Origin of the sequence: Bacteroides rodentium JCM 16496, from assembly GCF_000614125.1 — a bacterium.
Taxonomy (GTDB): Bacteria; Bacteroidota; Bacteroidia; order Bacteroidales; family Bacteroidaceae; genus Bacteroides; species Bacteroides rodentium.
On sequence record NZ_BAKJ01000045.1, the window covers coordinates 20963 to 34221 of the forward strand.

At 46.8% G+C, this 13259-nt stretch carries 8 protein-coding genes and 1 pseudogene; 4 read left to right on the forward strand and 5 right to left on the reverse strand.

Annotated features, from left to right (window positions below; genetic code table 11):
• Positions 1–155: 155 nt before the first annotated feature.
• Entirely contained in the window at positions 156–260 is a 105-nt protein-coding gene (locus JCM16496_RS24210; protein ID WP_244440454.1) for an AraC family transcriptional regulator, read from the forward strand.
• 67 nt (positions 261–327) lie between these two features.
• Here the strand turns inward: JCM16496_RS24210 and JCM16496_RS16575 are convergent, their stop codons facing one another.
• The 5 genes from JCM16496_RS16575 to JCM16496_RS16595 form a co-directional block, all read right to left on the reverse strand.
• On the reverse strand, positions 328–1560 hold the full coding sequence (locus JCM16496_RS16575; protein ID WP_025835665.1) for a DNA recombination protein RmuC: 1233 nt from the start codon (positions 1558–1560) through the stop codon (positions 328–330).
• 157 nt (positions 1561–1717) lie between these two features.
• Positions 1718–2572, reverse strand: a complete 855-nt coding sequence (map, locus tag JCM16496_RS16580) for a type I methionyl aminopeptidase (RefSeq protein ID WP_025835666.1) — start codon at positions 2570–2572, stop codon at positions 1718–1720.
• Between the two features lie 100 nt (positions 2573–2672).
• Positions 2673–6095 (reverse strand): AAA family ATPase, encoded by a 3423-nt coding sequence (locus JCM16496_RS16585; protein WP_025835667.1) that lies wholly within the window; start codon positions 6093–6095, stop codon positions 2673–2675.
• Between the two features lie 20 nt (positions 6096–6115).
• Positions 6116–7327, reverse strand: coding sequence for a metallophosphoesterase family protein (locus JCM16496_RS16590; protein ID WP_025835669.1), 1212 nt, complete (start codon positions 7325–7327; stop codon positions 6116–6118).
• A 27-nt stretch (positions 7328–7354) separates the two neighbouring features.
• A complete protein-coding gene (locus JCM16496_RS16595; protein WP_025835671.1) occupies positions 7355–7984 on the reverse strand; it encodes an HU family DNA-binding protein in 630 nt (209 codons plus the stop codon).
• 586 nt (positions 7985–8570) lie between these two features.
• On the opposite strand from JCM16496_RS16595, the gene JCM16496_RS16600 reads away from it, so the two are divergent.
• The 3 genes and pseudogenes from JCM16496_RS16600 to JCM16496_RS16605 form a co-directional block, all read left to right on the forward strand.
• Positions 8571–10838, forward strand: coding sequence for an SNF2-related protein (locus JCM16496_RS16600; RefSeq protein ID WP_128809681.1), 2268 nt, complete (start codon positions 8571–8573; stop codon positions 10836–10838).
• 14 nt (positions 10839–10852) lie between these two features.
• Entirely contained in the window at positions 10853–11950 is a 1098-nt protein-coding gene (locus tag JCM16496_RS22150; protein WP_262482781.1) for a C-terminal helicase domain-containing protein, read from the forward strand.
• A 23-nt stretch (positions 11951–11973) separates the two neighbouring features.
• Positions 11974–13259, forward strand: a pseudogene (locus JCM16496_RS16605) (hypothetical protein); the annotation flags it as partial.

Consider the following 13259-nt stretch of genomic DNA (forward strand, 5'->3'; position numbering starts at 1 on the left):
AACCTGTTGGCGATTGCAAGTGTCAGTAAGAACGAACTGGGTACATTGCTGCGGAAATATGCCGATGCCGACAACCTCAACGACTACCTGAACAGCCTACGCATAGAGTATTCCATCAAGCTGATGAAAGAGAAACCTTTCCTTTCTATCGAGCCATTGCCGCAGAGTCCAACTTCAACAGCCGCAGTACCTTCTATCGGGCATTCGTCAAGGTGTGGGGGATGACACCGGCGCAGTATATGAGGACTAGGATAGAATAATTCAGAATGTCGAATTCTCTACAAAGAGTGCTTCCCACATGGGGGATGCCTTGATGGCCGAGTCCATTTATTGAATGTTATTGTTTTCTTCTTCTGTTTCTTCTTGAATGGTGTCTTTGGGCAGCAATCTTGGGGAAATGCGTTTCTTGGGAGTGAGGCTCATGCCTTTCAGCATTTCGGCTTGGCGCACTACGCTGCCGTTACCGTCCGAGAGTTGGTTGAAGGCTTTGTCGTAATCCCTTTGCAGGCTGGCCAGCCGGTCGCCGATGCCGAGGAAGGTGTCGGTAAAGCCTGCAATCTTTTCATATAAGATGGTGCCGCGCTTGATGATGGCTTGCACATTCTTTACCTGGTTCTCCTTCTTCCAAAGGTCGAGCGAGAGGCGCAGGGCGCTAATCAGGTTGGTGGGGCTCATCAGTACCACCTTTTTGTCGTAGGCATATTCCCAGAGGTGGGCATCGCTTTGGATGGCGAGGAGGTAGGCACCTTCGGTGGGGATGAACATCATAACGAAATCCGGTGATTGGGCGTCATAATGCGAGTAGTCTTTATGGCTGAGCTCGTCGATGTGGGCGCGGACAGACTGCAGGTGTGCTTTCAGGAAATGTGCCTGCTCCTCCTTGCTTTCGGCGGAGGTGTAGGCAGCATAGGCAGTCAGCGACACTTTGGAGTCGATAATCATTTCCCGTTCGTCGGGGTACTTCACGATGATGTCGGGCTGCATCTTCTGCCCGCTTTCCTCGTTGATGATGGTTTCGCCCCGTTCGTCTTTCAGGAACTCCTGGCGGAAGTAGTGTTCGCCTTCAATCAGTCCGGAGGCTTGCAACAGACGTTCCAGAATCATTTCGCCCCAGTTGCCTTGCATTTTGGAGTCTCCTTTTAGGGCACGGGTCAAGTTGTTGGCATCTTCGCTGAGGCGGTTGTTCAGCTCCACCAGTTCCTTGATGCGTTCGCCCAGGGAGAAGCGTTCCTTGGCTTCGGTACTGTATACTTGTTCCACCTTTTGGCGGAAGTCCTTCAGGTTATCACCCAGTGGACGGAGCAGATTGCCCAGGTGTTCGGCATTCAGCTTGGTAAAGTCTTCGGCTTTGCTCTGGAAGATACGGTTGGAGAGATTCTCGAACTCGGTATTCATGCGCTTGTGCAATGCTTCGGCTTCCTCCTTCTGCAGCTTCAATAATTCTATTTCCTTCTTTGTCCCGCTGATTTCGGCCTTCAGTGCGGCAGACTTGCGGTCTGCCGCCAGATAGCCGACTACGGTTCCGATGAGAATTCCTATTATTAGCAACAATATTTCCATAAGTATTTTAAAAGTAAGTACTATATAAGATTGACAATGATTTGCAGGGTATCTGAATTCCCCTCCTCCCCGGAGGAGGAGAATTCGGATACTCCATTTACTTGTTTGCTTACTTTGAGGGAAGAAGACTCTGTGTCTTTGTGCCTCTGTCTCCGCCTTATTGTGTCAATATTTCGTTTCCGTCTTCAGTAATCAGGATTTGGCTTTCCCATTGGGCAGAAGGCAGTCCGTCGTCTGTGCAGACGGTCCATCCGTCGGCTTCGTCGATAAAGACTTCGTAGCTTCCCATGTTAATCATCGGTTCGATGGTGAACGTCATGCCCGGCACTATCAGCATGCCCGTACCACGTTTGCCGAAGTGTTCCACATCCGGTTCTTCGTGGAACTTGACGCCGCAGCCATGTCCGCAGAGGTCGCGTACCACGCTGTATCCGTTCTTTTCTGCATGTTCCTGGATGGCGGCGCCTACGTCACCGAGGCGTGCCCAGGGCTGTGCGGTCTGTATGCCTATGTCACGGCATTCTTTGGTGACTTGTACCAGCCTCTGCATGTCGGGGTTGACTTCGCCAATCATGAACATGCGTGATGCGTCGGCAAAGTAACCTTTGTAAATGGTGGATACATCGACATTTACAATGTCACCGCTTTTCAGGAATTCCCTAGTGCTGGGAATGCCGTGGCACACTACATCGTTGATGCTGGTGCACACACTTTTGGGGAAGCCTTCGTACATGAAGGGGGCGGGGATGGCGTCGTGGTCTGTGGTGAAGCAATACACCATATGGTCAATTTCAGCTGTGGACATGCCTTCGCGAATGTTCTCGGAGAGATAATCCAGCAGGGCTGTGTTGATTTTGGCGCTTGCGCGGATACCGGCCAACTGCTCCTCGGTACGGAGTGCGCTTCGCATCGGCAGTTTATATCCTTCTTTCTTATAATGTTGAATTTTGGCTTCTACTTCGTCGGAATAGTTTTTAGGAGTAAACCGGACCCCTTTCATGAACTTTTTCATTGTCTTTTCTTTTTTATGAGACTGCAAAAATACACAATAATGCAGGTGCTTGTACTATCAAGAGCCGAAAAACATTCGTTTTCTTTATCCCGATGCCAGCTTAGAGGGTATTCACCACTTCTATTTCGCTTCTTGAACTGTCTATCCTCCGTACTTGTATCTGGGTCTTTATGCGCTCTTTCAGTCCTTCCACGTGACTGATGATGCCTACCTTCTTGCCACCCATCCGGTGCAGTTTTTCCAATGTGTCCATAACGGTGTTCAGGTAGTCGCTGCTCAGTGTGCCGAAGCCCTCGTCGATGAACAACGTGTCTACCGAGAGGCTTTGGCGGCTGAGGGAAGAAAGCCCGAGGGCAAGTGACAGAGATACCAGGAAACTTTCGCCGCCCGATAAGGTGCATGCCGGACGTGCCGAGCCTCCTTGATGGAAGTCGCGTAGCAGGATGGTGAGCGAACCGGCCTGGCACTCCAGCTCGTAGCGGTCGGTCAAGCGTTGCAGATAGAAATTGGCACCTGCCAGCAGTTCTTTCAAGACGAAGCTCTGGGCTATGTTGCGGAAGTTCTTTCCCCGTTCGTCACCGAAGTGATGGCAGAGACGGTCCCACTTCAGATACTCTTCGCGCAGCCGGTCGGCACGTTCCTTTTCTTCCTTTATCCGGTCGATGTTGCGGGTGTTTTCTTCCAGGCGTAATTTCTGCTGGCCGATGGACTGGTTGCCGGCGGTTATCTTTTCTTCGAGATGCGCGATGAGTGCATCCAGGGTTTTGAGGTTTTCGTTTTCTTCTATTTCGGGCTTCCGGCTGATGTGCTCTTCCACTTGTCCGGTGGCCAGACGAAAGGCGGTCGATGCAGCTACTTCTTCCTCTTTAAGTCTCTGCAATGAGGCACGCAATGCTTCTATCCGGGGGCCGGACCAAGCGGATAGGATAGTGATACGCTCTTCATTGAGAGTGGGGTTGACGGCATAGAACCCGGTTAAATCCTTTTGCAGCCTTGCTATTTGTTCTGCGGTGGAGGATATGCTTTGTTTCAGTCCGCTTGCTTGTGTATTCAGGCTATTCCAGGCTATCCCCAGGTCCTTGATTTCCGTTTCTTGTGTTGTTGCAGGTGCGTTGCGCCAGTCGGGGAATGCGGCATCGATGCTTTCCCTATTGATGTTTATTCCCTCCAGCTCTTTATGGATAAGGGCAATGGCGGATTTCAGTTCTCTTTGTTTCTCCTGCGCCAGCCGGTAGTTGTGCGTGGCTTGCGCCAGGCGTTCAATAAAGGAGAGGGGGGAGTTCGTCCATTCCGTGTTCCATCCTTCCCAGAGGATGTGGGGAGTGACGCGGTTCATGGTGGCACGTATGTTCTCCTTTTCGTTGGCAGTGAGCGACTCGTAATTGACGATGCTGTTTTTCAGCTCATTCAGCACTCTGTCGGCAGAGTTGAAGGCTTGGCGCGCAACGTCCACATGTTTTTGGCATTCGTCCTTTTGCCGTTGCAGAGTTATGATTTGTGTGCTGAGCTTTTGAACTTCCGTGAGCTTTTCGTTCAGCTTGTCTGCTTCCAGCTTGTTCTCTTCCAGTAGCTTCTTCAGAGCGTCGCCGGTGGTTGTGGAGAGGCCGACGCCGTTGCATTGGGCGCATTTGGCTTGTGCGTCAGTGCGGGCAAGGTTGTAGCTCCGGAGTGCTCTTGCTGTGGACTGACGGGCATTCTCTGCCAGCGTTCCGTAGGTTTTGGATTCTGTCCGGTTGTTGTTCAATGCCTGCTCGGCTTCTTTGTATTCTTTCTCTTTTGTTTCCAGGGCGGTGCGTATGGGAGCAAGGACAGACTGGAAATCTTCATCTTTGCAGAGCGATTTTATTTCTTGTCCGCACACGGGGCAAGTATCTCCGACGGCAAGCCGGGAGCGTGCTTCCTTTGCCCACTCTTCTACGGCTTCCTTTTGCTTGTCGTAGAGGGTGCGGATGTCATCATAACTTGTTTTCCTGCTGTCGAATGCCGTTTGCAGGAGGACGTACTGCTTTTGGCATGCCTCCACTTTGGCGTTCAAAGCCTTTTCGTTTTCCTTCGCCTCGTTCAGTGTCCTTTCTGTTTCAGCCAGTAAGGACAAGGCGCTCAAGGCTTGTAGCAGGTTCTCCCGTCCGGCATCGAGTTTGTTTTTCTTGTCTTGCAGGGCAGGGCGATCCATGGTTTCAAGCTGCTTGTTCCGGAGGTTTATTTCGTTTTGCAATGCATGGTTCTCTTGTTCTTTCCGGGTGAGGGCAGTTTCCTTGTCGGTGCGCTCCTTGGCCTTTACGGGTTGTTGCGCGGCCAGTCTTTCAAGGTGCGCGTTGTAGGTGCCGATGCGTGTTTGGGCATCGAGTGCGGATTTCAGGTCGGTAATGATGGATTGGCTTTGCTCGAACATGGGCAGTAAGGGCGAATGCTCGTGCAAGTACTTCTCGGCACGATGCAGCTTGTCTTCTTGCTCTTCCAGGAAACCGCATAGCCACTTGCTTCCTCCGTCCAGCCGGGCAAAGGATGCTCTTAGCATTCCGGCTTGTGCATGGTTTTGTTGTTGTTGCTGTTGCTGCTGTTTCAAGGTAGAGAGCCAGTTGCGGGCGTCGGCGGTGGCATTCCATTCCTTAATCAGCAGTTCTTTCTGTTTGAATTCGTCCGATTGCAGTTGCGTTTGCTTCCCTTCCCACATCTTCTTTTGCTGTTCGCGGGCGAGGAGGAGTTCGGAGTATTTCTTCAGCCAGTCCCGTTTTGCGAGGGCGGTGGTTTTCTGCTCATTGGCTTCCTTGACTCCGGCATTTTGCGTGGCTATGGCTTCCTTGATTGTGGCGACTTCTTCTTCTGCCAGGATGTGGATGCCTTCCAACTTCCGGTTTTGGTTTTCGTATTCCGTCCGTCTTTCCTTGGTGGCGGCATATATTTCGGCACCTATTTCGGAGTAGATACTTGTACCGGTCAGCTTTTCCAGAATATCCGATTTTTCGCTTTCCTTGCTTTGCAGGAATTTGGTGAAGTCGCCTTGTGCCAGCATGGTGGTGCGGCAGAATTGTTCGAAGGTCAACCCTACTGCAGCTTGTATTTCCGCCTTTATCTCGTTCTTTTTGTTAAGCTGTATGCCGCTTTTCTTGTTTTCCAGTGTCCAGCGCACATCCTGCACGGCTCCTGAAATCTTGCGGTGTGCCCGTGCCACGTACCATCGGGCGGTGTAGGGCGTTTCGTTCGAGCCGGTAAACTCCAGCTCTGTCCATGCTTCACTGGTGTTACGACGCATCAGTTGCCGGCTGTCGTTGATGGCAACATCTTCCTTTTTGGCAGAGAAAGTCTGGCTCAGGTCTTTGTATTTTTCGTTCTCGGCATGGTCCATGCGGGGCGTTTCGTTGTAGAGTGCCAGGCAGATGGCGTCGAGAATGGTTGTCTTCCCTGCACCCGTCTCGCCGCAGATAAGGAAAAGGGATTCCTCGCTTAGCGGTCCGTTCTCAAAGTCGATGGCGGCATCTTCTATGGAGGCAAGGTTCTTTATGGTCAGTTTCTGGAGTATCATGTTTTCAGGATGGGTGAAGATTATGGATTGCGTTTGTTTTTCACTCTCTGCACTGCGGTCTCCATCAGTTGGCAAAGCTCTGCATCCATCTCTTCGCCTTCAGTTTCCAGGTAGTAGAGCTTGGCTATTTCGAGGGGAGGCTTTTCTTGCATCTCTTGAATGGAGATGTGGTTCGCTTGGCCGGAACCGTCTTGCCGTTCACGGGTAATCTTGAAACAGCAGTACCTGCAGGCTTTCCCTTTGGCGGCATTCGAGGCTCGCTCATGACAGTCGGGTGCCTGATAATCTTTTATCAGTACATTCAGGCGAATATAGGCGGCTTGTTCTTCCGGATATTCTTCCAGTAATTTCAAGGCGTCTTCGAAAGGCGTCGGGTCATGGGGAAGTGTGACGAGCGGAATCGGATTTTCAATTTCCCTTGTACTGATTTGCGGTTCTGCCCCTTTCTCCAACTCGATGATGGAGACGGAGTGCGGATAGGTTTCGTCGAAGCTGACGGGGAGGGGAGTGCCGCAATAGCGTGCGTGGTGATGACTGCCTTTGATGTCCTGAGGGCAATGGATGTGTCCGAGTGCCAGGTAGTCGTACCCTTCTCCCATAGCGCTGAGGGGAACATACTCTATTCCGCCGATAGTCTCATCGTGCCCGCTACGGTCGCTGCCTTCGATAGAGAGATGGGCCATGAGGACGACGGGAAGCTGTGCCGTATTCCGTTTCTTCACTTCGTCCAGCAGTGCCTGGAAGAAGCGTGCCTGCCGTTGGTCGCGCGGTGTTTCAGTGTCCAGCAGGGGGAAGTTTTGCGGATAGACGTGGGGCACGGCAATGACGTAGCCTATTGTCTTTTTTTCATTGTTTATCTCGATGATGTGCTTGTCCAGATTCACTTCCTCGGCTGTACGTTCGATGTTCCCCACGACATTCAGACCGAAGTGCTGCCAGAGGCTGCTGTCTATCTCCAACTTGGAGCTGCTGTCGTGGTTTCCGGCAGTGACTACGATGGTCATTTCGGGGCAGGCTTGATGGATGTTCAGCATGGCGTCGGTGTACATCTTCTGCGTGGCGGCAGCGGGAGAGGAGTAGTGGTAGATATCTCCGCTTACCACCATGGCGTCGGGCTGCTCTTCGGCTACTATGCGGGTGAGTTGCCGTAGGAAGGATTGCTGCTCGACGGTACGGTCGTAGTTGTAGAGGGTGTGTCCCAGGTGCCAGTCGCTGGAATGTAGTATCTTCATTGTTTTTGTTACTTCAATGGATGTGGGTTATGGTTTCCTTAGAATATAAATCTTGTGTGTTCCTCGTCCTTTGTAGTCGATGCCCGATTCGGGATTGGCTATCCATTCGCGCAACTCGCGGGAGGCGGCGGACTTCAATAAGCCGGTCAGTTGGCAATAGTCGGCTTGGGTCATGAAGCTGTTCTTCTCCAGGTATTTTTTTGCTCGTTCCAGCCGTTCCTGCGGAGAAAACACTTGTGAGGAGCGTTGGAATTTGTCGGTGGAACGCTTCAGATGGCACTGGCGAGCGGTGCGGTACAGCAGTTCCTTGTCCGCCTTGAAGTGAATGTCCTTCAGGCAGATGCTGACGGCGTTTCGCTTGGTGTCTCCTTCTTCGCCCGTCTCCCGTTCACGGTCTTGTCGCAGGCCGAGGGCAGGGGTGAATACTCCTAAGTTGTCAATCTTCACGGAGTAACCTTGCCCCATTTGGTAGGCTATTTCGTCGGTGATGGCTTGCATCAGTCCGATGATGTCTCCTCGTGTGAAGGATGAGGCGTATGCTATCTTTTCGGTGATGGTTTCCAAGTTCACCTGCCCGTATAGTTTCATTCGTGGGTAGAGGATGCGTTTGCCGTCTTCTCCCGGCAGGTTCAGTTCCTGCATGTTGTATTCTGCCATGATGGTAGGTCGTTATAAGGTTCGTTTGTCTTTAGGGTTTGCAAAGTTTGTCCCAAGGTTTGGGATATGTGTTTCAAGCCTTGGTTTTCTATCCCAAGCCTTGGGATAGAAAACAAGGGCGAAGGTAATTCTTTATCTCTATACTTGCAAACTTTACTATTAGTAGTTAAGGAGTTTTTTACTAATAGTTTGGACCTTTTTTGTTAAAGGTTGAGAGGAGAAAGATTGAGGTATGAAATTTGGATGTATAGTGATGTTATTAATTAAAGTATTGGGTTAGTTTCTTGTGAACCTATAGAAAATAGGGTGAATGTCAATTGTTTGATAAATAATCACTAAGTTTGTGAAGGAACGAAAATGGAACTAATGGGGTAATGAGTCTTGAAATCGGATTGAGTGATGACGAATAGAATTTTCTGAAAGAGAACAAATGTACTTTTTGAAAGGGACTCAATCTTTAATACTTTGAAAGTTTTTTGTTGGTGTTTGGGAGAGAAGAAGTCTCTTTTTGTATCTTTGCATGAATGCTTCGGGCAGGAGTTTGTTGAAGATGAAACAAGTTGTATGTTAGTAAAGTGAGAAAGTAATGACTAATACATTGATAGATAACACAGACCATCTGAAAATGGTGGATAGGATAAGGAAGTGCATCGCTGACGAACGTTGCACAGTGATTAAGATAGCAACAGGATATTGGGATATTCCGGGAACAGCTTTGCTTTTAAGTGAACTGAAAGATTTTCTCAAGAAAGAGGGAACCAAGTTGCAACTTATGATTGGCTCTGACCCTATTGCACGTGTCGAGCAATTGAAACGTCCCATTGCAAATGCCCGTTTCCCGCAAGACTATATTAAACGTAATCTTCACGAACTCGAAGTAAAAGAAAAATATGTTGATACAGTAGCTCTTTTGCAACAATATTGTAAACGGGATGAAGTTGAGAGCAAGTTGCAAATTCGTTTGTATAAAACGGATGATGAAGGTAATGCGCAATTCTTCCATGCCAAATGTTATATATTTTATGGTGAGGGGTTTGCTGTTGGCATTATAGGTAGTAGTAATTTTACCCGAAAAGGATTGGAGGGTAATGCAGAGTTAAACTATCTGGAAACGAATTCTGCTGTAATTAAGGAAATTCCGGATTGTGTATCTCCTAACAAAGGCCATATCTGTTGGTTTGATGAAAATTGGGAAATTTCCACACCATGGAATCAAATCTTTCTTGAAGAGGTATTGAAGAATGCGCCTGTTGCTATTCAAGCAGAAAAAAAGAAAAAAGAGCAAACTTTAGAATTGACTCCTTACGAAGTGTATATACGCTATTTGCAAACTCAGTTTGGTGAGATAGCCGATGTGTCATCAGATGGTGTCTTAAAGTCGTATTTGCCCAGTCGTTATTCTGTTTTGCAATATCAACTTGATGCGGTAAAACATTGTTTTACTATCATGCGTCGTCATCATGGTTTTGTTTTAGGTGATGTAGTAGGGTTGGGTAAGACTGTTGTTGGAGTTCTTTTAGTTAAGAAGTTCTTGAGTGAAGCCGGAGACTTGGAACGACAGCCTAAAGTGCTTATCATCACTCCTCCAGCTATCAAGAAGGAATGGAAACGTACTATTGCTGATTTTGACCGTGAAAATGATAATAAGATTGCCAGTCGAATCACTTTTGTGACAACTGGAAGTATCGTTGGCTTGATGGGTGATATGGAAATCTTAGAAGAAGAGCCGGAAGAATTTGACGAACAGCTTACTTATAATGATTATGGGCTTATTTTGGTGGATGAAAGCCATAATTTCCGTAATAGTGATACGCAAATGTATCGGGCACTCGATGATTTGATTGATAAAATTACACTTCGTGCCGGGCAGCCATACGTGGGATTGCTTTCGGCTACTCCGTTTAATAACGACCCGAAGGATTTGCGGAATCAGATTTATCTTTTCCAACGAGAACCGAATAACTCGGATATAGAAGGAGTGCCTGGTGGACACCTTGATTCGTTTTTTAACGGGGTGATAAGGACTTACAAAGAGCATAAAATGACCAGTACTGTAGAGCCTTCAAAAACAATTCTTATGGAGATGAGTCGTTCCATAAGGGAATGCGTACTCAATTATATTGTAGTACGCCGTACTCGTACTGATGTAAAAAAGCAATATCCGAAAGATAGTAGTATATTGCATTTTCCTACGGTTGTCGGACCCTGTAAATTGGTTTATGAAATGGATAGTGACATGGCAAAGTTGTTTGCTTATACCGTAAGTATGATTGCTTCTAATCTACCGGATGAAGACCCGACCGAGCATTTGGGATTCTATAGGTATTGTGCTATCAAATATTTCCGAAATAAAGAAAACGAACGTTTGTATGAAAAGCGTAATCTTACCGTTTCTTCTATCAGTCTCCGTTTGCAAAAGATAATGAAGACACTGCTCGTAAAGCGACTTGAAAGTAGCAAAACAGCTTTCAAACAATCGCTCATAAATCTGCGACAATATACTCGGAATATGTTGGCTATGATTGAACACGATTGTGTATTTATCTGTCCTGATATTGATGTGAATGCGGAGTTCAGAAAGGCAGACAATAAATTTGCAGATGCAGCTAAAGCTATACGCCATAAAATAGAACGCAAAGGTGGTAATAACTTTGAATTTAAAGCCTCAGACTTTAAATCCGAATATAAGGAGAAGCTGGAAGAAGACCTTCGTATCATTGATAAGCTTTATGAAGGCTGGAGCCAAAACGAGGATGACCCCAAACTTGATTGTTTCCTCGAAGCTTTAACTCCAGAGTTATTTAATCCCAACAAGAATACATCTCAAAAAATAGTAATCTTTACCGAGCTATAGACACTCAAAGGCTCATAGCCAAGAAAGCGCAGAAGAAGGGATACCGTGTACTGTCTGTTTCGGCAGAAAATCGTGATGAAATGCATGAGGTTATTGTAGCAAACTTCGATGCCAATGCCAGTAATCAACGTGATGACTATGATATGATAGTGACAACCGAAGTACTGGCGGAAGGAGTGAATCTGCATCGTGCGAACGTGATACTCAACTACGATACTCCTTGGAATGCTACCCGATTAATGCAACGTGTTGGACGTGTAAATCGTATTGGCTCTAAGGCTCCAATGGTATATGTTTATAATTTCTTCCCGTCTGCGAAAGGCAATGAACAGATTCATTTGTTGGAAAATGCATATGCTAAGTTACAGGCTTTCCATATCTTGTTTGGTGAGGATAACAAAGTTTTTAGCGAAATGGAAGAAATTCCCGATGTGGAATTCACTCATGACTTTGATGGTGAGGAGAGCGAAATGGGTAAATTTATTAAAGAGTTGCGCAACTTCCGTGAGATACACCCCGAACGGTATGCCTATCTCAGTTCCATACCATTTGAAATGCTGGGTGGTACGCTTAAATCCGAAGAATTTGAAGGTTCTACCATTATGGTAAAGGCTCCTAAAAAAGGTTTGGTACCGGTGGTTGTTGATGAAGCCTTAAAAGCAAATGTCATTTCAGACCTTGAAGCTATGAAGCGGTTGAAGTGTACCGAGGATGCTTCCTACGTATCGGCGCTTACTTCAGAATCCCCGATATGTCAGGCAGCAATCCGTTGTTATAATACACAAGTATCGCGTAGTCTGTCGGCTCGTGATGCAGCTAAACGACAAAAACAGGCTCTTGACGTGTTAGATAAGATTAGGCACATTGAAGGGGTTTCTCCGGAGAGTAATAGTATTATCAATGCAGCCAATATGGCTATTCGGCATAAAAATAGTGCTATTATAAAAGCACTTATTGAGTTTGATAAAAACTATCGAAAAGAGCAGCAAACACTGTTCGGAATAGATTTTGATATCAATAGTTGGCTCCAAGGAGCTTTTGCGCACATAGCCGACTTGAATGTGCGACAATATGGTGAACCTATCATAGCCTTTTATAGAGTCAATCAGTAGTAACTAGTAAAAAATATAGAAATATGTCTCCGATAAATTTCCAGCCCATATTGTCGTCCGATTTTCCCGGATATGAGGAATTTGCATCAAAAGTGTTATGTCCTATCTTCAATACGTATTATCAGCCTTTGCCTGCCGATGATATTCTTTACAACTATGGTAATAACAATCCGATAGCAGAAAAGGCTCATATTCGTTCTATTGTCCGTAAAGCTACTATCAGCCCGACAGATGGATATGCCAATTTTGACCCCATTGAAGTGTATGACATTACGATGGATGATAATTGCCGATTGGCTCAAAGTCGTGTAGGCATACAGCAATATATCCGCAGCGTTAATTTTCAGTCAAGCCATGCCTTTCTTGTGTTTCACTATGAGACAGTGGTAGGTAGGTCGTGGCGGTTCTCTTATTTTTATAAGAAAGAGACGGTGGCGTCTGTGACAGACTCCAAAAGATATACATACCTCTTCGGGAAAGGAACTTCGGTGCGCACAGCCAATGAGCGTTTCAACGAATTATTTAAAATAACATCGGCTAATAGAGAGTTGGAATCGCACAGAGCGGATGATAAAATTCATATCTTTACCAATGAGGATATCACTAAAGCCTTTTCTGTGGAGGCTCTTTCTGATGAATTCTTCTATAAATATCTGGGTTATTACGCTTCGTTCGTTAAGTACCTTACAGGAAAACCTACCACAAAGGAATCGGGTAAGTATGCCATCAAAGATGCGACTTTCCGTCGGGTAGTGTCAGATATGGATAAATTGGGACTGAAAGACACTCGCGATCAGTTTCACCAATCTTTCCTTCCCCGTTTTAAAAGTGAGGAAGAGTGCGAGAAAGCCATTCGTGACTATGTGAAGAAGATGATGGGACGTGTGGTATTCCTTCATTTCCTTCAAAAGAAAGGATGGATGTGCGGTGACCGTGATTTCATGTATCATCTTTTTGAAAATTCATCGTTGAAAGATGATTTTCTGGATCGTGTGCTCGAACCACTCTTCTTTGTGATACTTAACACGCATCCTGACAATCGTCTCCAAGTGTGTCGCCGACACAACGGCAAGATACAATGGGAGCGTAACCGGTTAGTGGAATGGGATGAGGCTTTAGTAGAAGGTTGGCGCAATATTCCTTATCTAAATGGTGGACTTTTTGAACAAGAGAAGATAGACGAATGCCGTTCTATCTTTCCGGCTGAATACTTTGAAAGGTTCTTCGATTTTTTCCGCCAATACAATTTTACAATAGATGAAAATGATTCTAATGATGTGGTAGTAGGTGTTGACCCGGAAATGTTGAG

Excerpts from the sequence above, each read along its gene's own strand:
- JCM16496_RS16575 (WP_025835665.1), bottom strand. The coding sequence starts at position 1,560 with ATGGAAATATTGTTGCTAATAATAGGAATTCTCATCGGAACCGTAGTC.
- map (WP_025835666.1), bottom strand. The coding sequence starts at position 2,572 with ATGAAAAAGTTCATGAAAGGGGTCCGGTTTACTCCTAAAAACTATTCC.
- JCM16496_RS16585 (WP_025835667.1), bottom strand. The coding sequence starts at position 6,095 with ATGATACTCCAGAAACTGACCATAAAGAACCTTGCCTCCATAGAAGAT.
- JCM16496_RS16590 (WP_025835669.1), bottom strand. The coding sequence starts at position 7,327 with ATGAAGATACTACATTCCAGCGACTGGCACCTGGGACACACCCTCTAC.
- JCM16496_RS16595 (WP_025835671.1), bottom strand. The coding sequence starts at position 7,984 with ATGGCAGAATACAACATGCAGGAACTGAACCTGCCGGGAGAAGACGGC.
- JCM16496_RS16600 (WP_128809681.1), top strand. The coding sequence starts at position 8,571 with ATGACTAATACATTGATAGATAACACAGACCATCTGAAAATGGTGGAT.